Source organism: Pseudomonas iridis (genome assembly GCF_017980685.1).
GTDB classification, from domain to species: domain Bacteria; phylum Pseudomonadota; class Gammaproteobacteria; order Pseudomonadales; family Pseudomonadaceae; genus Aquipseudomonas; species Aquipseudomonas iridis.
Genome location: NZ_JACXXO010000002.1, coordinates 24,911 through 45,736, shown reverse-complemented (window position 1 = coordinate 45,736; position 20,826 = coordinate 24,911). Strand labels below are relative to the sequence as shown.

Sequence of the window (20,826 nt, the reverse complement as noted above, 5' to 3'; positions counted from 1 at the left end):
ACGCGCCTGGCGCTTGAGCGGCCTGCGACAACTGTCGGGATCAGCGGGGCGGCGCAGACGGCCAGTGTTTGATCGGGCCGCGCCAGCCTTCGTAAGCCTTGGCGCACTGCAACAACCATTGATCGGCAAACCGTGGTGCAACCATTTGCAGGCCGATCGGCATACCCCCGGATGTAAACCCGCAGTTGATCGACAAGGCCGGTTGCTCGCCCATATTCCACGGCAGCGTGAACACGATGTGTTCGAAAGGCTGGCGCGGGTCATTGCCGGGCGAGGGCCATTCAGCGGGAAAGCTGCTGACCTGATTGGTCGGCGACAACAGCAAGTCGAAGTTGCCGAACAATTGCGCGCAGCGACGACGGATTTCAAAGGTCTGATTGAAACCTTCGACCGCTTGCACCGCGCTCATCCCGGCCGCCGGTGCCGCCCAGTCCTGAATGTAGGGCAAGACGTCGTCGCGTTGCGCCGTGCTCAAGCTTTGCAGTTGCGACAACTGGCGGGCGCGCCAGAAATCATCGAGGCCGTCGAGCAACTGTCGATCCATCAGCGACCCGATCAAGTCCACCTGCGCGCCATGGGCCTCGAACATTCGCGCGGCATCTCGCACCGCTTCACACACTTCATGTTCAGGCTGGAAGCCGCAGCCGGGGTCGAGCATCAGCCCGATGCGCAGACCCTGCATCGACGGTGCCTGCAGGTTCCAGTCCAGCGCGTGCGCCGGCAGGCTGGTAGCGTCGCGTGCATCCGGTAGTGCCAGATAACGCATCATCAGCGCGCAATCATCCACGGTGCGGGTCATCGGTCCCGCGCAACGGCCGGTGTAATAGGGATCAATCGGGATCCGTCCAAGCGTTGGCTTGAACCCCACCAATCCACACCAGCCTGCCGGCAGGCGTACCGAGCCGCCGATGTCGGTGCCGACATGCAGCGGACCATAACCAGCCGCCGCCGCAGCCGCCGCGCCGGAACTCGAGCCGCCGGGGTTTTGCGTGGTGTCCCACGGGTTGCGCGTGATGCCATGGAAACTCGACAGCCCCGACGACAGCATGCCGAAATCCGGCACCGTGGTCTTGCCCAGAATGATCGCCCCGGCTTCACGCAAACGCGCGGCCGGCGGCGCGTCGGCAGTCGCCGCGATCAACGTCGTGGCGCGCGAACCTTGGGGGATGCAATCGCCCTCAGTGGCGATCAATTCCTTGAGTGTCACCGGGATGCCGTCGAGCATGCCGCGCGGGGTTCCACGGCTCCAGCGTTCAGTCGACGCGCGCGCCTGATCGAGTACGCGCTGCGGATCGAACGCGTACAGCGCATTGATGCTCGGTTCCCAGTGCTCGATGTGCGCCAGAAGGTGATCGTAGTATTCCAGCGGCGACAACTCAGCACTGGCAAACAAGGCCAGCAGCTGTGCCGCCGACAAGTCATGTAAATCGGTCATCGAATAGCCGTCCGTGCAAACCCATAGTGCGCATGCTGCAAATTGTCTTCCCTAGCGCTCGGCAACCAGCGCATGGCTGGTTTGAACCGTATTGCGCCCACCGAAATACGCAGCGCAGGCAACGCCCACCGCGCCCATCACCAGGCTGTACGCAACGCACACCCACGGGCTCCACGGCATCAGACCGATCAACAACAACGGCGTGGTGCTCGCCCACAGTGCATAGGCAATGTTGTAAGTAAACGAAATGCCCGAGACGCGGATGTGTGCGGGGAACAGGCTAACCATCACCGACGGCACCGCGCCGACCACACCACAGCTCAATCCCGCCAGTGCATACGCCAGCCCCAGCCAAGAACCACCACTGATCAGGCAGCCATAAAGCAGGGCTACGCCAACCGGCAGCAGCACGCTGTACAACATGACGGTGCGCCAGGCGCCGAGCCGGTCGACGATCAACCCGGCAATCACACAACCGATATTCAGGAAGACAATACCGAGGCTGCTCAGGGCGAATGTATGGCTGGGGCTCATGCCGAAGCTTTTTTGCATGACCGTCGGGGTGATCACCACCAGCACCACCACTGCCGAAGTCAGCACGCAGGTCAGAATCATCGCCGGCAACAACATGTGCCGATGCTCGCGCATCACGGTGCGCAACGGCAGTTCGGCGTCAGCCTCACGGCGCGCCTGCAAAGCCATGAACACCGGCGTCTCGCTCAGCCAGCGACGCAGCCAGACACCGATCACGCCGAACAATCCGCCGAGCAGAAACGGAAAGCGCCACGCGTAATCAAGAATTTCGGCAGGGGTGAATACTTGCGCCAGCAGGGTCGCGGTCAGCGCCCCGAGCAAATAGCCAAAGGTCAGTCCGGCTTGCAGGAAACCCAGCGCATAACCGCGATGACCCGCCGGTGCGTGCTCGGCGACGAACACCCAGGCACTGGGCACTTCCCCACCGACTGCGGCGCCTTGCAACACACGCAGCAGCAACAGCAGCAACGGTGCGAAGTAACCAATCTGAGCGTAGGTCGGCATGATGCCGATCAGCAGGCAGGGCAGCGCCATCATCAAAATGCTCAGGCTGAACACGCGCTTGCGCCCCAGCTGATCGGCGAAGTGCGCCATCAGAATTCCGCCGAGCGGTCGTGCCAGATAGCCAGTGACAAAAATGCCGAAGCTCTGCAGCAATCTCAGCCACTCCGGCATCTCTGGCGGAAAGAACAGCTGACTGAGGGTCAGTGCGAAAAACACGAAGATGATGAAGTCGTAGATTTCCAGTGCGCCACCGAGGGCGGCAAGGCCCAAGGTCTTGTAGTCAGACCTGGAAAACCGATGGGATCGCGAACCGGTCAGGGCAGTCATGGGCAAACTCTGAATTGACAGCTATAGAGAACGACGCCTGCCAACAGGGGCCCGAACGAACTGCCCCCAGGTGCGCCAATTGATCAATTTCAACAGCGCGATATCGTCCACGCAAAAGGCCATGCGAACAACAAAACCGAGGCTCTGTGCTGCTTTTTAGCCGAAATCTGTACATTGAGTTTTCTTCCGATTAAACAATAATCAGGCCTCCCTAACTCCCTGAATATCTGGCCCATCATGGAAGAAATTACAAGTAACTTCGCCGATTTTGCTAATCCAGACATAGAATCCATTGCCATCGTCCGGGGACGTGTCCTACAGGCATTGCAACAGTTTTTGCTCGAACGCGACTTCAAACAGTTGATGCCGATCCTGATGTCGCCAATCACTGATCCGTTGAATCACGCGGTGTATCCCGCTGAACTGCAATATGAAGAACGGCGCCTGAAACTGACCGCCAGCATGATCTTCCACAAGCAGTTGGCGCTGACCGCCAAGGGCCACGACAAGATCTTTATTGTCGCGCCGAACATCCGTCTGGAAAAACCCGAGATCAAGGATTCCGACAACCACTTGCTGGAGTTCTCGCAGTTCGATTTCGAGATCCGCAACGGTGACATGCATCAGGTCATGGCCCTCATCGAAGGCCTGATCAAGCATGTGTTCAGCGAGGTCAATCAGCACTGCGCTGCCGAACTGTCCCAGCTCGGCCGGCAACTGCCGCACTTCGCCACAGCGTTCCCGATCTACAGCTCCGACGAGTTGCGCGCCGAGCATGGCGACGACTTCGAGAAGATCATGTCGGCCAAAGCGCACACGCCGTTTTTCGTCACCAACTACCGTCGCGAGTTCTACGATCGCGAAACACCGGGCAAGCGCGGCACTTACAACAACTACGACCTGATCTATCCCGATGGCTATGGCGAAGCCCTGTCCGGCGCGGAGCGTGAGTTCGAGTACGAGCAGATCGTCTACCGCATGAACGAGCTGTCGATGGACCTGCAGCCGTTCGCCAACTACCTCGAAGTCGCCCGGCGCGGCTTGCTGCACCCGAGCGCCGGTGGCGGTCTGGGCATCGAGCGTCTGCTCAAGTTCATCTGTGGCAAGCGACGCATCCGCGATGTGGCGCTGTTCGACCGCACGGTCGGTACCAGCTTCCTGTTCTGATCCGGACCTGACTCGCAAGGCCTGCTCCGCTCTCGCGGCGGCAGGCTTGGCCATGGAGAAACACAATGTCTGCACTGCGTATTCACTGGTGCTCGCCGCTCGATAGCGGTCAGCAAAAAGCCTCGGAAAAATACGACACCGGCGCCCTCGACTTCGCCGGGATCGTCGATTTCGCGAAGGAAGCCGATGAGCTGGGTATCGACTCGCTGTTGATGGGCATCAGCTACCACATGCCCGATCCGCTGCCGATGATTGGCGCGTTGGTGCGTGAGACCGATCGCGTCAAATTCATTCTGGCTTACCGTCCGGGGCTGGTGCCGCCGACCCTGTTCACACAGATCGTCAACACCGTGTCGTGGATGTCGGACAAGCGTATCTCGCTGAACCTGGTCGCCGGCATTTCCCCGGACGAACAAGCCTATTACGGCGACTTCGTGGCGCACGACGGACGCTATGAGCGCACCGGCGAATTCCTCGACATCCTCAATCGGTTCTGGAGCGGCGAATCACCGCTGACCTACCACGGCAAGCACTACCGCATCGAAAAAGCCCAGCTCGGGTTGCCGTTCAAGGACGCCGAGCGTCCGCGCATTTATCTCAGCGGCGCCTCGGACGTTGCCCAGCAGATCGCCATCCAGCACAGCGACTGCTGGCTGCGTTACGGCGATACGCCGCAAGGAATTGCCGAGGCCGCCCGCACGGTTTTGCAGTCCGGTTGCTCGGTGGGAATTCGCATGCACGTACTCGCCCGCGAAACCCGCGCCGAAGCGCTGGCCGCGGTCGAGAGCATGATGGAAAACCCGGACGAACAGCATCGCGAATGGGTGCGTGAGTTCGTCGGGCGCTGCGATTCGGAAGCGGTGAAAACCTCGTTCCGCCTTGCCGACAAAGCTGAACACGACTGGCTGTCGCCGATGCTCTGGTCGGGTGCCGTGGCCTATCGTGGCGGTCCGGCATTGTGCGTGGTCGGCAGCTATCAGGAAGTCGCCGAATACTTGTTCGAATACAAGAAAGTCGGCGTCAGCGAGTTCATTTTCTCTGGCTGGCCAACCCGCGACGAAATGCGCCGTTTCTGCAAATACGTGCTGCCTTATCTGCGCGAGCTGGAAACCGTCTGGGACCGCGAGCATGCATGACATCAGCAGCGCTGCACGCAATGGCGCGATTCGCTGGTTCGGTGCCGGGTTACTGTGTGCCTTGCTGGCGGAGCAGACCGTGCTGTTTGCCGTGCCGTTGATGATTTTCCAGCTCACCGGCAACGTGCGCTATTCCGGTGTGGCGTTTGCACTGGAGTGGCTGCCGGCACTGATTGCCTATCCGTTCGCCGGTTTGCTGGCTGACCGGTTTGGCGGGCGCCTGCTGTTTCGCGGCGCCAATACTGCGCGGGGACTGAGTCTCGCTGTCACGCTGGGAATCTGCTGGTATCAGCCGCAATGGATGATCTGGGCGTTGATCGGCAACGGCATCGTATTGTCGGTGCTGATGGCGCCGGTGCGCATGGCGGTTGAAAAAAGCGTGCCGCTGATCGCCGGCCCTGAACGCCTCGCCCACTGTCAGTCGCTGGTGCAAAACATGGAGCTGCTGGCAATGGCGCTGGGCCCGGCACTCGCCGCCGGGTTGGCGATGTATGCCGACAAGCGCTGGCTGCTGGGGCTGGCGGCAGTCGCACTGTTTGCTGCGGCGCTGTTCTGGAGAGGCTTGCCGACGGCGCGCTCCGTCAGTCGCCCGACCAGCGTGTTCAAGGATCTCGCGCTCGGCTGGCGCCTGTTGCTTGGCAACCCGCCAGTGCTGTCGCTGGCCGGGCTGAATTTCAGCATCAATCTGGCATTCGCTGCCGTGCTCAGCGCCAACGCGTTCGTCATCAGCGGCGTGTTCAGCGCCGCCGACGGCGTGTTTGGTCTGATGAATGCAGGGGCCGGCGCGCTGGGGCTGTTGAACTTCATTCTGGTGCCGCGACTGTTGGCGCGCATGTCGATTTATCGACTCGGTGCACTGGGTTTTGCCTTGCTGTGTCTGGGCCTGATCTGCATGGGTGTGGCCAGCAGTGTGTTGCTGTATGCCCTGAGTTTCCTGCTGGCAATGGCCGGATGCGCGCTGTTCAACGTGTTCAACCGTACGCAGCGGATCAAGGCGATCGAGAGCGCTCATCTGGGCAAAGTCATGGGGCCGTTTTATCTGGTCAACCTGCTCTCTTATCCGCTGGGTGGTTTGCTCACCGCCAGCGTCGGCCACGTCTACGGCGTGCAGGTGCTGATTCTGGTGCTGGCACTCGTGCTGACCGTGCCCGGCACTCTGCTGTTTATTTTGACCACCCGGCGGTTTCGCCTCGCCCTCGAAGGTCCATCGCTCGCCATGGAGGCATCCCAATGAAAACTCTGCCGCACTGCCTGCTCGCCACCGTCGAGTCCGACTCGCACATGTGGAATCTGGTTTACCTGCAACTGTGGCTGGGCGAGCACGGTTTGAACGTGAAGAACCTCGGCAGCTGCACGCCGGTGGGCACGGTGCTCAGTGCATTGCAGCAGCGCCGCACGCAGTTGCTGGTGGTCAGCAGCGTCAATGGCCACGGCTACTCGCAAGGCCTTGAGCTGATTCGCCAGGTGCGCCGGCTACACCCGCACCTGCCCTGCGTGATCGGCGGCAAGCTGACCACTTCGGAAGATGAAACCCTGGCAGTCCGGCAATCCTTGATCGATGCCGGTTACAACCAGGTGTTCGTTGGCCCCGACGCTATCGACACCTTCAGCCGCTATCTGGGCTCGCTGCACGCACAGCCCGAGGCCGACTCCGTACTCGCCAACAGCGTGGCGTCCTGGGGCTGAACCCCCGACCACGGCTGACTTTGCCCATTCAAAGGATTACCACGATGCACATCGTTATCGTCAACCGCTGGCCGCGCTTTCGTGATGGGCGCCGCTGGGACAACGAACTGACTCGCTACGAAGATTTCTTCGACCATCAACAACACCGGATCAGCTACGTGGTCGATGCACTCGGCGCCGACGGCGTACTCGCCCCGGCGCGGCATATCGCTCATCAGGTACAGGTCGCCGACGTCAACCAATACGAGCAACTGCTCGGCGCGGTGCAGGAAGTCATCGAACGCGTCGGCCCCGTCGATCAATTGATTGCCCTCTCCGAGTTCACCCTGGAAATCGCAGCGCGCGTGCGCCAGACCCTGAACATTCCCGGTCACGGCCCGGACGAAGTGGCGGTTTATCGCGACAAGGCACGCATGAAGGAAATCCTGCAAAACCAAGGCCTGCCGGTGCCACCGTTTGCGCGTTGCGAGTCGGTGCAACAGGCCGTGGATTTTGCCCGGGAAATCGGTTTCCCGCTGATTGTAAAACCGGTGGACGGTGCCGCGAGCATGGGCGTGGAAAAGGTCGAAAACGAGACCGCCCTGCGCACGCTGCTCAATAGCATCGACCTGTCGCGCTATGAGATCGAAGGCTTCATGCACGGCCAGACCTACCACATCGACGGCTTCGTCGATGTCGACGGCAGCGTGCCGTTTCAGGTGGTGTCGCGTTATATCAACAGTTGCCTGGATTTTGCCAAGGCGCAGCCGCTGGGTTCGGTGATCGTCCAGGCATCGGCCCTGCGTGCGCGAATCGAGGCTTTCAGCCAACAGATCATGCGTGCCCTCGATCTGCGCTGCACGGCGTTCCACCTGGAAATTTTCGTCGAACCGGACGACTCGCTGGTGTTCCTCGAAATCGGTGCGCGGGTCGGCGGCAGCGAAGTCCCGCACCTGATCAACAAAGTGTTCGGGGTCAATCTCTACGAGCATTGGCTGCGCCGCCTCGCCGGCGATCAAGTGCCGGTGCCCGCCGTCAGCCACGACCCGAGCGGCGGCTGGCTGGTGATCCCGAAACCCGCTGCCCTGCCGTGCCGGGTAGTGCAAGCCGATTCGTTGCGCGAAACCGTGCCCAATCTGTGGCGCGAGTTGCTGCCCGAGCCGGGGCAGATTCTCGAGGCCGGCGGCAGCTACGACGCCCTGCACAGCGGACGCTTCATTTTTGTCGGCGGCAGCGAAGTGGCCACTGAAAACGATATCCGCCACACCACTCAGGCATTCCAATTTCGGGCTGAACCGGTATGAACTCCACCACTTCCCAAACCTTGAAAGACGAACCCCTGCTGGGTCAGCTCAACCACTATTTGCGCGCCGACGAACGTCGCGCCGTGGCTGTCCTCGGCGAGCGTCTGATTGACGCTGCGGGCGGTCTCGACGGGCTGACCGGCTACAAATTGATGGTCGCTTACGGCGGCGGCAAAGACAGCTCGTACACCGTAGCCATGCTGCGCGCCACCCAGTTGCAGCTGTCGATCCTACATGGCCGCACCTTTCAGTTGCGCATCGCCAACATGCGCCATGCCGGCGTACCGGATGCGGTGATGGCCAACATTGATCGGGTCTACCGCGCGCTGCACCTGTTCGATGATCCGCGGGTAGAAATGCTGGTGGTCGATCACCGCCAGATTCGCCCGTTCGAACGGCATCTGCCGTTCCCCGACGATGTACAGGCGATGAACCGTTTCGACGTATTGATGAACGGCCACCGCACCGCTGGCGACGGTCGCCCGACCTTCTGCAACAGCTGCAACCTCGCCGTGGCGGATTTCTATGGTCGCGCCGCGTGGTGGCAGGGCGGCGTCGATGCAGTGGTCACCGGTGATTCGCGCAAAGAGCAGAAGCACTATTTCACCTGGATCATGCGTCTGGCGCAGCGTCTCGGGCTGGATGTCGAAGAATGCCGCAGGCAGGGCTTTCGCGGGTTGCTGCAAGCGCTGGATGGCGTGGCCCAGAGCTATTTCATCGAACTGTTCGGCGAAGGCTTCGATCAGCAACGCGAGGAACGACGCGTCGCCTGCGGTGACGACAACGCAGATCCAGCGTTCATCAGCATTTACGATCTGGTCAGCTACAAGGTCGAGGATCATTGGGAACTGATCACCGAATTCCTCGATTTACGCTTCGAAGAACTGGCATTCAGTTTCACCGAATCCGATTGCGCCAACCCGATGTTGATGGCGCACTTTCGCGGGCTCAAGGCCGAGTACGTGCAAGGTCGCAGCTACAACCAGGGGATTGCCGAATACCTGGAGCTGGCGCAGGCGCTCATGCGCAAGAAAGAAATGCCCCAACGCCTGATCGATCTGGCCATGTCGGCCTATGTCGATGCGCAGGGCATGCAGGCTCGCCGCACGCTCGCCGAACGCTTCGCCGAGCAGGCGTTCGGTCTCAATGAAATGCAATTGGTGTGTATGCAGTTTGCACCGTTCGTTGATCGTGGCCGCGAGTTCTCCAGCTTCGTCGGGCTATGCCATCCGCAGCGTCTGGCCGATCTGGAAAACCTGCACCGGGTGCTCGCTGGCGAGCATGACGATCCGGCCCTCGCTCAGTGGCTGAGCGAGGTCAGCGGCCTGCCGCTGCCGGCGTTGCGCAGTCTGTATGCGCATCAACGCATCGATTTCGACAGCGACGTCACGCTGATCGCGCGGGTGCGCGCCGGTGATCCGCACAAGGGGCGTATCAGTCGCTACGACCCGGCGACCGGTGAAACCGTGGTTGAACTGGTCTCGGGACGCTAAAGCATGACGGCGTTCAACGGCGGCCATTTTCAACAGTTCATCGAGCGCGCCCGCGCACGCGATGAGCTGGTGGTGCAACCGCGCATGGGTTTTGGCGCACTCAGCCAGATGCGCGCGGGGCTGGCGAGCGTCGCCGCCCTGCCCTGCGCGGCCATCGGCACCATCACGCTCGACAGCTATACCCGGGTCGGCGATTACCAGAGTGCGTTGCAGTGCCTGAACAGTTCGGCGCCGATGAACGGGTTTCCGATCATCAGCCATCCAATCGAAGCGGTGCGCGGCATGCTCGCCGGACTGTACAGCGCGGAGTTCCCGATTCAGATCCGCCACGGCACGGCCAAACCGCAGAACGTTTTTCAGCGCTTGGCAGCATTGGGTCTGGACGCCACGGAGGGCGGCCCGGTGTCGTACTGCATGCCCTACAGCCGTCTGCCGTTGGCCGAGGCGGTCAGTGCCTGGGCGCAGAGCTGTCAGGTGCTGGCGGGCGCGACCGAGCATGCGCATATCGAGAGTTTCGGCGGCTGTCTGTTGGGGCAGTTGTGCCCGCCCTCGCTGCTGATCTCCATGACCTTGCTGGAAGCCCTGTTTTTCCGTCAGCACGGGGTGCGCGGCGTCTCGTTGAGCTACGCCCAAGGCACGTCGATGGAACAGGATTTCGGCGCGTTGCAGGCATTGCGCGAATTGGCCGCCCAGTATCTCGACGGCGATCATTGGCATGTCGTGGTGTATTCGTACATGGGCGTGTTCCCGACCTCCAGCCACGGTGCGCGGCGTTTGATTTGCGACAGTGCGCGACTGACCAAGGCTGCAGGTTGCGAGCGGTTGATCGTCAAGACCATCGCCGAATCGCGGCAGATTCCCTCGGTCGAGGACAACCTTGATGCCTTGCGCATGGCCGCCGAAGTCGCCGCCGGCGACCTTCCGACGATTGACGCGGGCAGCGCCGGCTATTACCAGCAAACGCTGTTCGAAGCACAGCGGCTGGTGGAGACCGTACTCAATCTGCACGCCGACATCGGCGTGGCACTGGTGCAGGCCTTCGCGCGCGGCTTGCTCGACATTCCCTACTGCCTCCACCCGGACAACCCGGGGCGCGCCACCACCCGTATCGACGATCAGGGCGCGCTGCGCTGGGGCAACACCGGCAGTTTGCCGTTGCCTCGCAGCAGTGGCTGGTCAGTGGACGGCCCCGGCATCAGCTCGTCCGAGCTGTTTCAGATGTTGCATTACACGGTGAACCGTTATGACCAACCCTTGCATTGATTCCAGCGCCGCGCCGTTGATTCTGGTCGACGCTTATTCGACCGGTGCCCTGCTGGCCCGCTCACTGGCCGGACAGCGGCCCCTGCTCCATGTGCGTTCACGCGCGAACATGCCGGCCGCATTTGCCGCGAGCTGCCCGAAAGAATTGTTCATCGAGGACTTCAGCGTCGCCGAAGAAGGCCTTGAAGCATTGTTGCTGAAACTCGCCGCCTATCACCCGGCCGCCGTGCTGACTGGCAGCGAATTCGGCGTAGAACTGGCGGACTTGCTGGCCGCACGCCTGGGCCTGCCCGGCAATAATCCGGGGACCTCCGCCGCGCGTCGCGACAAGTCGTTGATGGCTGAACGCGTGGCCGAGGCCGGGTTGCCGGTGGCGGCACAGTTGCGCACCAGTTCGCTGGAGCGGGCGCTGGTCTGGTTCAAGGCGCGCGGCGGCGAAACGGTAGTGGCCAAACCGCTGGACAGTGCCGGCTCGGACAACGTGTTCATCTGCCACGATGCGCTGCAGCTGGAAGCAGCCATTGAGTCGATCCTCGGCGCCACCAATCTGATGATGCTCAACAATAAAGCGGTACTGCTGCAGGAATACCTGACAGGCGCCGAGTACGTGATCAACACCGTCAGCCACGCAGGCGAGCACTGGATCACCGACGTTTGGAAATGCTCGAAGACCTTCGCCGCCGACGGCCGCAAGATCTACGACCGCGAGGATCTGCTGCCGGCGGACGCCCGCGAGCTGCCGCAACTGATTGAGTATGTGCAAGGCGTGCTCGACGCGTTGGGGATCGTGCATGGCCCGGCGCACACCGAGTTGATCCTGACCGGCAATGGCCCGCGCCTGCTGGAAACCGGTGCACGCCTGTCCGGACTGGCCTGTCCGCCCGCCCTGCACGCGGCCACCGGCAACGATCAGGTGGCCCTGACCTGCCTCAGTTATCTGGACCCGGCACGTCTGGCGCAGTGGCCAAAACGTTATCAGCTGTTGCAACACGCGCGGGGGATGAACCTGATCGCCCACCGCCACGGGCTGTTTGCGCAAGAGCATGTGCGCCAACGCCTGGAAGCCCTGCCGAGTTTTCACAACGCCAGGTTCCGCTTCGCCGAAGGGGCAAGGATTGCCCCCACCGTAGACCTGAACAGCTCACCGGCTGCAGTGTTTCTGCTGCACCCACAGAGCGAACGCATCGACGCTGATTACGACGCATGGCGTGGATGGGAAAGGGATTGGTTGTAATCACTGACGCCCCCGACCACGGGGCTTAACAAGGAAGAGAGCCATGAGCCTGCATACCCGAACCAAACGACTTACCGTTCCTCAATTGGTCGCGATGAAGGGGCAACAGAAAATTGTCTCCCTGACTGCCTATACGAGCTGGATGGCCAGACTGATGGACCCCGTTGTCGACTTCATCCTGGTGGGTGATTCGACCAACATGGTCGGACTTGGCCGCAGCTCAACGCTCGACATGAGCCTGGAGGAAACCATCGTTTTCACTCGCGCTGTGGTCAGCAGTACCCGGCTGGCCTGCGTGATCGCCGACATGCCGTTTGGCAGTTATCAGGAATCGCCGCAGCAGGCCTACCGCAACTGCGCGCAGGTGATGGCACGCACCGGTTGCGATGCGGTCAAGCTCGAAGGCGGCGCGGTGTTCGCTGAAACCGTGGAGTTTCTGGTCAAACGCGGCATCCCGGTGATGGCGCATGTCGGCCTGATGCCGCAGTACGTCAACACCATGGGTGGCTTCAAGGCCCAGGGCATGAATGAAGGAGGCGCCATGAACCTCGAAGCCGATGCGCGCGCCCATATTGCGGCCGGAGCGTTCGGTCTGTTGCTCGAAGGCGTGGCCGAAGGCGTGGCGCGCCGGATCAGCGATTTTTCACCCGTGCCGACCATCGGCATCGGTGCTTCACCGGCGTGCGACGGTCAGGTGCTGGTGACCGAGGACATGCTAGGGCTGGGTGGTGATCACGTACCGCGCTTCGTCAAGCAATACACCGATGTTGGCGCGCAGATCCGCGAGGCGTGCGAGGCGTTCGCCGACGAAGTCCGCGCCGGCACATTCCCCGAACTCCGGCATTGCTATGGCATCAACTGAGCGCCAGCCATCGACCCTTCATCCTGAATGGCCTGAGTCAGCATTTTCAGCGCGTGGGTGATGTCCTTGCTCCAGTCGATGGTGTAGCTCAGGCGCAAATGATGCTGCCACGCCCCCTGCTGGCTGAAGATTTCGCCGGGAGCAATCACGATGCGTTTGGCCAACAAGCGCTCGAATACCCGGCGCATGTTCACCGGGCGCGTGGCCTCGATCCAGAACGCCGCGCCGCCCTGCGGGGCGACAATGCGTAACTGACCCTCCGTGTGTTCGTGCAGCATGGCTTTCATGCGCTGCATGCGGTCGATCAGCATGCTGCGCAACATCTGCGTGTGTTGGTCGATGCGCCGTGTGGTGTAGAGCTTGGCAATCGCTTTTTGCCGAATCGGCGACAAACGAAAGGCACGCTCCAGAAACAGCCGATGCAGCTCGGGCCCTTGAAAGCGGCTGAGCACAAAGCCATACGGCGCCTCCGAACCGATGATCTTGTCGAACGTGGAAAACACCAGCAGCCGTTCCGGGTCGGCAAAGTCACGGTAGCGCGCGGCTGCAGGGACGAAGCTGAATTCGCCATAGCAGTCATTTTCGAACAACCAGATCCGCCGCTCCGCCAGCCAGCGGCAGATCACTTGCTTGTCCTCGGCAGGCATCAGACTGCCGTGGGGAATATTCACGGTGGAGGACAACACCGCCAGAGCGATGGGTTCTCGCTGCAATAACGCCTGGACTTTGAGCAAGTCAAAGCGGCCATCGTCACCCAGCGGCACCTCGATGACGCGGATTTTCGCCGCGTGCAGTTGCCGCAAAATCGCCCACGAACACGGCGATTCCACCAGCGCCACAGTGCCGGTCAACTTCAACGCTTCAAGGGACAAATCAAGCACGCTGCGCAGATCGGAACCGATGTAAACGTGTTCGGCACGCCAGTAGCAACGCGTCGAACGGGTGTACCGATCGGCCAGAACACAGCGCAATTCGGTTTCGCCGAACGGTTGATACAGCGGCGCATGCGAGCGTGGGTACTGGCGCGTCAGTTCGCGTTCGGTCATCAACAACGGGTTTTCCAGCGACAGCAGCATGGCCGGGGCATCACTGCTCAGCGCCAGCATTCCCGGTTGCCGAGCGTTGGAGAACACGTTGTCGAGCAGGTTCGGCGAACCTTCGTTGAGCAGCGCCGATGGCATGGCGCGGGTGTAGTAGCCAAGCTTCGGCCGAGCGTAGATACGCCCTTGGTCTTCCAGCAGGGAATAGGCGTATTTGGTCGTGGACACTGAGACATTCAAGCGCTGCGCCAATTGTCGCAACGACGGCAGCTTCTGTTCTCCCTCAGGGCTCGCGGCTTCGATCAGTTCGACGAGATAGCGGTAAACGGCCTGATAGGCAAATGTCGAATCTTTATTTGGGTTCATGCTCAATCGCTTTAAATCCTGGTGCGTTAGGTACTGCGCTTGCCACGCGCGGTCGGAACCACGGGGAAACACTTGCACTCGGCCATCCATGCCAACGCTCGGGCATCGAACGGATGCCCGCAGTTTTAAAACATCATCAGCAATGGACGTTGCGAAGGGGTGAAGTCGTTATCTGGGACCTGCGGGTTGTTCCGCAAGTTTCCCGCTGGATGAATCACGCGTGTCATCCATAGGGTAAGCGCCCTGCCCGGCGTCGACCGTCAGGAACAGCGCCGATAGTGCTCGCTTTCATCGGCCGATGCCAAGGGTAACCGCGCATCCCGGACGGAACGCGCGGCTCAAGAGTCGCATTCAGCGGTGATAACGCCGCACCGCACTGCTGTTGCGCAGCACATGGCCTTTGATTTTTTCCATCAGTTCGGCTCGGGTCAAACCGGCAGGCAAGGCGTCCGGGGCCAGATCCAGGGCGTAGAGCTGGATGATGTAGTGATGCGCGCTGTCGCCCACCGGTGGGCACGGCCCCATGTAATGGGTGTTGCCCTTGCTGTTGGTGCCGCCGACGCCTTCAAGGCTGGACTTGGCGCCGACACCCGCCGGAATCTGTCGCGTGGTGGATTTGATGCCGTAGTGAATCCAGTGATCGACGCCCAGACCTTTCTGGCCGTCCGGGTCGTGCATGACAATCGCGTAGCTCAGGGTCCCGGCAGGGCCGGCGTTCCAGCTCAGCGCGGGTGAATGGTTCTTGCCGCCGCAACCGGCCGCATCGCTGGCCGCAGCCGAAGTGAACAGACGGTTATCGGACACACCCGGGAAGCTGAGGGTGAAGCGCTCCTGGGCCTGCGCCGGAACCTGCACGCAAAGGGCGACGGCGATGGCCGCCAGCCAAGGGTTGAGAGAGGTCAATCGGGTCATTCCGGGAGCACCTTGTGCAGTTGGGCCGTCGTCGGCTTGCAAACTATAGCTGTACCGTTCGTGCCTTGGCAGTAGCAAATGGCTGAACCTCGCACTGCGCTGCAAACTCGAAAGAGAAATGCCCGCGAGGAAGCCGAACATGTCTCTGCACCGTGTCGCCCGTTTCGCCGATGTTCCTGAAGATCGTGGTCTGGAAGTGAAAATCGGCGACTGCAAGATTGTGTTGCTGCGTGCCGCCGGCGAATTACGAGCGTTTCAGGGTGAATGCCCGCATGCCGGCGCGCCTTTGGCTGACGGCGCGTTGTGTCATGGACGGCTGATCTGCCCGTGGCACAAGGCAGCCTTTCGCGCTGAAGACGGTGCGTTGTGTGAACCGCCCGCTCTCGACAGCCTCAAGCGTTACCCGCTGGAGTTGCGCGGCGAAGAGGTTTGGGTGGATGACCAGCCGATCGCCGATCCGCACATCCCGCCGGCTGACGATACACGCACGTTCGTGATTGTCGGTGCCGGTGCGGCAGGTACTGCGTGCGCGGCGGCGCTGCGGGAAAAGGGTTTTGGCGGGCGCATCAAAATGATCGACCGCGAACCTGACGCCGGTTACGACCGCACGGTGCTGAGCAAATTTGTCCTCGCCGGGGAAATGTCGCCGGAAGAAACCCCACCGTTGCGCGATGAAGATTTTTATAAAGAGCAGCGCATCGAGCGCATTCAAGGCGAAATCGGTTCGCTCGACGCCGCAGCAAAAAACCTTCACCTGCGCGATGGCCAGACCGTGAATTACGATGCGGCCGTGCTGGCGACCGGTGGCGAACCCAATCCACTGGAGTTGCCCGGCGCGGATCTGCCGCAGGTGTTCCTCCTGCGCTCAAAAGCCCAGGCCGAACAGATCATGAACGCCGCCGCACCCGATCAGCGCGCAGTGATCATCGGTGACAGTTTCATTGCCCTCGAATGTGCCTCGGCCCTGCGCCAGCACGGCCTCGACGTCACGGTCCTCGCTCGCCACGCGGTCCCTTTTGCCGCTCAGTTCGGCGACGCTGTGGGAAAAGCCATCCGCGCCTTGCACGAAGAAAACGGCGTGAAGTTCGTCACCGAGCATGAGGCGCAGGAGATCACCGGCAGCGGTAAAGTCGAGGCGGTGTTGCTCGACAATGGTTTGCGGCTTTCGGCGGATCTGGTGGTGGCCGGCGTCGGTGTGCATCCGGCTACAGAAGCTTTCGCGTCATTGCCCAGGGAAAAGGATCAATCACTGCGTGTCGACGACGGTATGCGGGTGACTGAAGGTCTATGGGCGATTGGCGATATCGCCACGTTTCCGCTGAGCGGCCAGCCACAGCGCATCGAACACTGGCGCCTGGCCCAACAACACGCACGAATCGCCGCCGCCAACATGCTCGGTGGCAATGAGCACTACCTGGATGTGCCGTTTTTCTGGACGTGGCACTTCGGCAAGAACTACGAATATCTCGGCCATGCCGAGCAATGGGATGAGGTCGAATTCATGGGTGAACCCGAGCAGCCGCCCTTCATCGGCCTGTTCGGCAAAAACGGTATCGTTGTCGCGGCAGTGGCCTGCGAAAAAGAACGGGCGATGGCGACGCTGGCCGAGCGCATGAAGCAGCCGCTATCCATTGAAGAGGCGTGGCAGTTGATCCGCGAGTAAACACCATTCCCGTGTAGGAGCTTCAATTTATTCAGCGGGTCAGCGGCTCACGATTATCGTCGTCTTCGGCATGCAGGAAGATCACCCGCGGATGCTCCAGCGGTGCCAGTGGCGATGGCAACTGCGCTGGTGTCACTGGCCAGAAATGCGTCACCACATGACTGATGTCACCTTCCTGATCGTTGTGGATGGTCATCACCCCGGGCGTGCGCAGTTTCTGCAGACGGTCATCGCAGAGTTTGAAACTCTTGCTCAACCCTGCATCGTCGATCACCGGTGATGGCAAACGTCGCTGAGCGAAGCTTCTGCTTTTGCGCTGTTGATAACGCGCCCATGCAATCAGGATCACGGCGTTGACCACAGCGATCCACAGGTAAATCTGCAACGTGCCCAGCGCATCGAACGCCGAGCTGTCGATGCGCGGCGCACCGGCGTGGGTTTCTATCAGCGGCCATAGCCCGCGCATCAGCAAAAGCAGCAGACCGACCCAGGCCACCACCGTGAGGATAACGTCGATCACGACCAGGATTGGCCGCTGGCGAGTCCGGATGATTTTCATTTGATGACTTCCTCTTCGTCGTCGCCGATCGGCTTGATGCCCCGATCGGGACTGACCCAACGCGCACGTTTTTGATGCTGGCCGAACAGCACCTTGGGGAAACTGACCAGCGTGGTCAGCAGACTGATCAACCAGAACACCAACGGGTACCAGATCACCCAGAACATGGTACGGCCCAGCCCCGGTTCATAGCGGCGGTCGATGACGATGCTGACCGCAAACTGCACCAGACACACAAACGCCAGCAGCAACCCGGTAAATGCCGGCGGCATCAGGTGGTCCACCGCAATGGCTTCGGGCATGACCACAAATTTGCCGACGCCCCAGAAAATCACCGACAGCAGGAAGGTGAACGCCCAACCGGTCGACAGGCAGTATTCGAACAACAGCGGCCATAGGTACCGATGGCGGTATTGCCAGATGCCGCGAATGTTCTTGAACAGTACTTCGGCGCCGCCCTGTGCCCAGCGCAACCGCTGCTTCCACAGGCCACCGAGGGTTTCCGGCATCAGAATCCAGCACAGGGCGCGGGGCTCGTAGAAGATGCTCCAGTGATCGAGTTGCAGTTTCCAGCTGATGTCGATGTCTTCGGTGATCATGTCCGGGCTCCAGTAGCCCACCCGGTTAAGCGCCGTGCGGCGGAACGCGACGATGACGCCGGACACGGTGAAGATCCGCCCGAACACGCGCTGAGTGCGTTTGATCAGTCCGATGATCGATGAGAACTCGCCGACCTGCACCCGCCCGACCAGCGTCGAACGCGTACGGATCCGTGGGTTGCCGGTCACGGCGCCAAGGCGTGCGTTGTCGAGCATCGGCGCCACCAGATAGGCCGCTGTGTTCGGCGCCAGCAGCGCATCGCCGTCGATGCACACCAGATATTCACTGCGCGCGGCAATCGCGCCCATGCGCAGGGCCACAGCCTTGCCCTGGTTTTCCGCCAGGTGCAGGACCCGCAGCCGTGGGTCTTCCTTGGCCAGCCGGTCGAGCACTTCGGCGGTGTTGTCCTTGGAGCCGTCGTTGATCGCAATGACTTCGATGTTCGGGTAATGCTGGGCCAACGCCGCATGGATGGTGTCGGCGGCGTTGTCGCCTTCGTTGTAGCAAGGGATCAGGATCGAGATCAGCGGCTCGCCTTCCAGTGACGGCGGCAGCGTGTCGTCCTTCCACGGCCAGTGCCGCTCCCAGTGCAGCCAGAAATACAGGCCACCGGCAATCCACAAGCCAGACATGAACAACGGGTAGAAAAACACGAAGTCCATCAGGAACTGCCCGGTGACCAGGAAGATCAGTCCCAGCGGTACGCCGAGGACGAGCGCCAGAACAAGCAGGGCTAACAGTCTATCCAGCATGTCATGGGTTCCATTTGTTGGAGAGTGCAGGCCTTACGGTTTTCAGGTCCGGCAGGTTGTCGAGGAAGTTGTCCGGGTAGTAGCCAAAACTGGTCGCGCCCTGACGCTTGAGGCGGCCCATCCAGTCCGCCAGATGCGCGCCATCGATGTCGGCATGATCCTTTTTCGTCCAGTCGCGGGCCTGCAATTCGAATACCGTGCGGCTCAGCGCGCCGGGGCGTTTGCTGACGGTTTGCACCAGCTTTTCCAGCCATGGGCCAGACTGTTCCTGAGTCTGTTTTTCCATCAGCGGCATGGCCATCGGCGCCGTCCAGTCGTAGGTCGCGAGGAAGTCATCGAGGTTCTGTGCGTACCATTCTTCACTGTGTGGATTGAGCATTGGCTCGGCGAAGATGTTGCGCGCGGTCTGCACTTGCGGCCCTCGGATAGCGCGGACTCTGGCGGTGAGCTCGTTGGTGAAATCGATCAGGTAACGACTCTTGAAGCGCGTCCAGCGCTGCATCGCCGCCGGGTCATCACGCAGTGCCGCGATCGAACCCGGCAAGCCGTTTGCGGCGTATACCTTCAATGCTTGCGGGCCGGCGTCTTCGAAGTCCGAGAACACGGCATCGTCGTGGTAAAGGATGCCGTCGACCGAGGTCAGGCGCGCCACGTCTTCGTAGATTTCACCGATGATCCGCCGTACTTCCGGATCGAACGGCGACAGGCGTTTGTACTGATCAGGAGCGACCGAGGTGGTACCGGTTTCCGGGTTCCAGCTCATCACACGCGGCAATTTCGAATCGAGAGCAAAACTCAGCACCGGCATCCAGGCGAAGACTTTCACGTGAGCACGGGTGCGCAGTTGCCAGGCCACACGGTCGAAAATATCCGCACGCACCGGCAAGTGGCGGTTGGGGAAGTACAGCGAGTGCACCAGACCGTCGCCCTGCGGATCGGCGAAGGCTTGCAGGAATACGGTGTTGGCGCCCATGTCGGCCATGCGCTGCACCAGTTTGCCGAGGTTGATGTCCTGCTGCACCGGATCCGGGTCGTAGACGTTGTCCAGATCCACGTGCACCACGCGCATGGCGAAATCCGACTGCGCCGAGACAATGCTGTTGGCGAAATGCGTGCCGTCAGGATCGGAGGCGACGAGGAAGCGCGGGCTGCTCATCAGGTTGTCGAGGGCGTCGAGACCGTCGTCGAGGGTCAGGGCCATTTCATAGCCTTCCTCGCCCACCACGGTCAGCGAAGTGCCGTCCGCCGCGCCATATGGCCAGACCCACACACGCGGTTTGTAACCGGTGGCCTTGCGGATTTTTTCCGAGATGTTGCTGACGTCGGTGCGAATCCGCGCCTGGAAATCGGCCTCGGATTCATAGCGTTTGGTCAGCGGATCGTAGCGTCGGGTCGCGGCAGCAGGCTGCAGGTTGCCTTGCGGGTTGGCGAGAATGCCCTTGTGGTTGGCATCGGTGTGGGCGGCGATTTCCACCAGCCCGGACCGGGAAATCTCGCGTACCTGCTCCCAGGTCAGGAAGTCGGAGCGCGCTCGCGGCGTACCGGCAAAATCCACTGGCTGGTTGAGCGGCGTGTCGATCCAGGTGCCGACCGGCGCCAGCAACGCGTGCCAGTTATAGGCGCGCAACACTGGCAGCACGCGGGTGTAGAAGCTTGAATAACCATCGTCGAAACTGAGCAGGATCGCCTTCGGCGGCAACTCCGGCCCGCCCTTGCGGGCGGCCATGATCTGGTCGACCGTGACCGGTTTGTAGTTGTTCTCCCGCAGCCATGCGAGCTGTTCGATCATGCGCTCGGTGCGCACCGCCACCACGGCCTGATCGGGATCAAGATCTTCGACATCGTGATAAGCAATGCCGAGCACGTGATTCTTCGGCCACGGTTTTTCACTGGCCGCCACCGGGCGCTCGGACGGCGGCGTGAAGGCCGGGGCTTGCTGGGCGCAAGCGCTGACCAGCAGCGCTCCCAGCAGAAGGATGAAACGCGAAATAAAAGGCATCTTCAAACTCT

General features: G+C 61.3%; 17 protein-coding genes. 10 read left to right on the top strand and 7 right to left on the bottom strand.

Annotated features, from left to right (window positions below; translation table 11 throughout):
- Positions 1 to 40: 40 nt before the first annotated feature.
- Entirely contained in the window at positions 41 to 1,435 is a 1,395-nt protein-coding gene (locus tag IEQ42_RS05095) for an amidase (protein ID WP_210702777.1), read from the bottom strand.
- 51 nt (positions 1,436 to 1,486) lie between these two features.
- The gene (locus tag IEQ42_RS05090) at positions 1,487 to 2,800 is read right to left on the bottom strand and encodes an MFS transporter (protein ID WP_210702776.1); all 1,314 of its coding nucleotides are present in this window, start codon (positions 2,798 to 2,800) and stop codon (positions 1,487 to 1,489) included.
- A 237-nt stretch (positions 2,801 to 3,037) separates the two neighbouring features.
- Between IEQ42_RS05090 and IEQ42_RS05085 the strand changes: the two genes are divergently transcribed.
- The 9 genes from IEQ42_RS05085 (at position 3,038) to panB (ending at position 12,924) form a co-directional block, all read left to right on the top strand.
- A complete protein-coding gene (locus tag IEQ42_RS05085) occupies positions 3,038 to 3,967 on the top strand; it encodes an asparagine synthetase A (RefSeq protein ID WP_210702775.1) in 930 nt (309 codons plus the stop codon).
- Positions 3,968 to 4,032: 65 nt separating this feature from the next.
- A complete protein-coding gene (locus IEQ42_RS05080) occupies positions 4,033 to 5,103 on the top strand; it encodes an LLM class flavin-dependent oxidoreductase (protein ID WP_047299258.1) in 1,071 nt (356 codons plus the stop codon).
- Positions 5,096 to 6,337 carry an MFS transporter gene (locus IEQ42_RS05075; RefSeq protein WP_210702774.1) on the top strand — a complete coding sequence of 414 codons (1,242 nt, stop codon included), beginning with the start codon at positions 5,096 to 5,098 and terminating at the stop codon, positions 6,335 to 6,337. Before IEQ42_RS05080 ends, IEQ42_RS05075 begins: the two co-directional genes overlap by 8 nt.
- On the top strand, positions 6,334 to 6,789 hold the full coding sequence (locus IEQ42_RS05070) for a cobalamin B12-binding domain-containing protein (protein WP_210702773.1): 456 nt from the start codon (positions 6,334 to 6,336) through the stop codon (positions 6,787 to 6,789). The genes IEQ42_RS05075 and IEQ42_RS05070 overlap by 4 nt, the downstream gene beginning before the upstream one ends.
- Before the next feature lie 44 nt (positions 6,790 to 6,833).
- A complete protein-coding gene (locus IEQ42_RS05065) occupies positions 6,834 to 8,072 on the top strand; it encodes an ATP-grasp domain-containing protein (RefSeq protein ID WP_210702772.1) in 1,239 nt (412 codons plus the stop codon).
- On the top strand, positions 8,069 to 9,565 hold the full coding sequence (locus IEQ42_RS05060) for a hypothetical protein (protein ID WP_210702771.1): 1,497 nt from the start codon (positions 8,069 to 8,071) through the stop codon (positions 9,563 to 9,565). Before IEQ42_RS05065 ends, IEQ42_RS05060 begins: the two co-directional genes overlap by 4 nt.
- A 3-nt stretch (positions 9,566 to 9,568) precedes the next feature.
- Positions 9,569 to 10,828, top strand: coding sequence for a methylaspartate mutase (locus tag IEQ42_RS05055; protein ID WP_210702770.1), 1,260 nt, complete (start codon positions 9,569 to 9,571; stop codon positions 10,826 to 10,828).
- Positions 10,809 to 12,062, top strand: a complete 1,254-nt coding sequence (locus IEQ42_RS05050) for an ATP-grasp domain-containing protein (RefSeq protein WP_210702769.1) — start codon at positions 10,809 to 10,811, stop codon at positions 12,060 to 12,062. The genes IEQ42_RS05055 and IEQ42_RS05050 overlap by 20 nt, the downstream gene beginning before the upstream one ends.
- A 43-nt stretch (positions 12,063 to 12,105) precedes the next feature.
- Positions 12,106 to 12,924, top strand: a complete 819-nt coding sequence (gene panB / locus IEQ42_RS05045; RefSeq protein WP_210702768.1) for a 3-methyl-2-oxobutanoate hydroxymethyltransferase — start codon at positions 12,106 to 12,108, stop codon at positions 12,922 to 12,924.
- On the opposite strand, the gene IEQ42_RS05040 is transcribed toward panB, so the two are convergent.
- The gene (locus IEQ42_RS05040; protein ID WP_210702767.1) at positions 12,909 to 14,330 is read right to left on the bottom strand and encodes an aminotransferase-like domain-containing protein; all 1,422 of its coding nucleotides are present in this window, start codon (positions 14,328 to 14,330) and stop codon (positions 12,909 to 12,911) included. The two genes, panB and IEQ42_RS05040, sit on opposite strands and share 16 nt — an antisense overlap.
- A gap of 351 nt (positions 14,331 to 14,681) precedes the next feature.
- On the bottom strand, positions 14,682 to 15,242 hold the full coding sequence (locus IEQ42_RS05035) for a YbhB/YbcL family Raf kinase inhibitor-like protein (RefSeq protein ID WP_210702766.1): 561 nt from the start codon (positions 15,240 to 15,242) through the stop codon (positions 14,682 to 14,684).
- 139 nt (positions 15,243 to 15,381) lie between these two features.
- Here IEQ42_RS05035 and IEQ42_RS05030 point away from each other — a divergent pair, with 139 nt between their 5' ends.
- The gene (locus IEQ42_RS05030; RefSeq protein WP_210702765.1) at positions 15,382 to 16,905 is read left to right on the top strand and encodes an FAD-dependent oxidoreductase; all 1,524 of its coding nucleotides are present in this window, start codon (positions 15,382 to 15,384) and stop codon (positions 16,903 to 16,905) included.
- A gap of 31 nt (positions 16,906 to 16,936) precedes the next feature.
- Here the strand turns inward: IEQ42_RS05030 and pgaD are convergent, their stop codons facing one another.
- The 3 genes from pgaD to pgaB are packed head-to-tail and all read right to left on the bottom strand — an operon-like array spanning position 16,937 to position 20,815.
- Positions 16,937 to 17,464: a poly-beta-1,6-N-acetyl-D-glucosamine biosynthesis protein PgaD gene (gene pgaD / locus IEQ42_RS05025; RefSeq protein WP_210702764.1), complete on the bottom strand. Its 528-nt coding sequence runs from the start codon at positions 17,462 to 17,464 to the stop codon at positions 16,937 to 16,939.
- Positions 17,461 to 18,816, bottom strand: coding sequence for a poly-beta-1,6-N-acetyl-D-glucosamine synthase (gene pgaC, locus IEQ42_RS05020; protein WP_150596746.1), 1,356 nt, complete (start codon positions 18,814 to 18,816; stop codon positions 17,461 to 17,463). The genes pgaD and pgaC overlap by 4 nt, the downstream gene beginning before the upstream one ends.
- Before the next feature lies 1 nt (position 18,817).
- Positions 18,818 to 20,815: a poly-beta-1,6-N-acetyl-D-glucosamine N-deacetylase PgaB gene (gene pgaB / locus IEQ42_RS05015; protein ID WP_210702763.1), complete on the bottom strand. Its 1,998-nt coding sequence runs from the start codon at positions 20,813 to 20,815 to the stop codon at positions 18,818 to 18,820.
- Positions 20,816 to 20,826: the final 11 nt, after the last annotated feature.

Coding starts and splice junctions, on each gene's coding strand:
- IEQ42_RS05070 (WP_210702773.1), top strand. CDS start 6,334: ATGAAAACTCTGCCGCACTGCCTGCTCGCCACCGTCGAGTCCGACTCG.
- IEQ42_RS05080 (WP_047299258.1), top strand. CDS start 4,033: ATGTCTGCACTGCGTATTCACTGGTGCTCGCCGCTCGATAGCGGTCAG.
- IEQ42_RS05055 (WP_210702770.1), top strand. CDS start 9,569: ATGACGGCGTTCAACGGCGGCCATTTTCAACAGTTCATCGAGCGCGCC.
- IEQ42_RS05075 (WP_210702774.1), top strand. CDS start 5,096: ATGCATGACATCAGCAGCGCTGCACGCAATGGCGCGATTCGCTGGTTC.
- IEQ42_RS05060 (WP_210702771.1), top strand. CDS start 8,069: ATGAACTCCACCACTTCCCAAACCTTGAAAGACGAACCCCTGCTGGGT.
- panB (WP_210702768.1), top strand. CDS start 12,106: ATGAGCCTGCATACCCGAACCAAACGACTTACCGTTCCTCAATTGGTC.
- pgaD (WP_210702764.1), bottom strand. CDS start 17,464: ATGAAAATCATCCGGACTCGCCAGCGGCCAATCCTGGTCGTGATCGAC.
- pgaC (WP_150596746.1), bottom strand. CDS start 18,816: ATGCTGGATAGACTGTTAGCCCTGCTTGTTCTGGCGCTCGTCCTCGGC.
- IEQ42_RS05050 (WP_210702769.1), top strand. CDS start 10,809: ATGACCAACCCTTGCATTGATTCCAGCGCCGCGCCGTTGATTCTGGTC.
- IEQ42_RS05035 (WP_210702766.1), bottom strand. CDS start 15,242: ATGACCCGATTGACCTCTCTCAACCCTTGGCTGGCGGCCATCGCCGTC.
- IEQ42_RS05040 (WP_210702767.1), bottom strand. CDS start 14,330: ATGAACCCAAATAAAGATTCGACATTTGCCTATCAGGCCGTTTACCGC.
- IEQ42_RS05090 (WP_210702776.1), bottom strand. CDS start 2,800: ATGACTGCCCTGACCGGTTCGCGATCCCATCGGTTTTCCAGGTCTGAC.
- IEQ42_RS05095 (WP_210702777.1), bottom strand. CDS start 1,435: ATGACCGATTTACATGACTTGTCGGCGGCACAGCTGCTGGCCTTGTTT.
- IEQ42_RS05030 (WP_210702765.1), top strand. CDS start 15,382: ATGTCTCTGCACCGTGTCGCCCGTTTCGCCGATGTTCCTGAAGATCGT.
- pgaB (WP_210702763.1), bottom strand. CDS start 20,815: ATGCCTTTTATTTCGCGTTTCATCCTTCTGCTGGGAGCGCTGCTGGTC.
- IEQ42_RS05065 (WP_210702772.1), top strand. CDS start 6,834: ATGCACATCGTTATCGTCAACCGCTGGCCGCGCTTTCGTGATGGGCGC.
- IEQ42_RS05085 (WP_210702775.1), top strand. CDS start 3,038: ATGGAAGAAATTACAAGTAACTTCGCCGATTTTGCTAATCCAGACATA.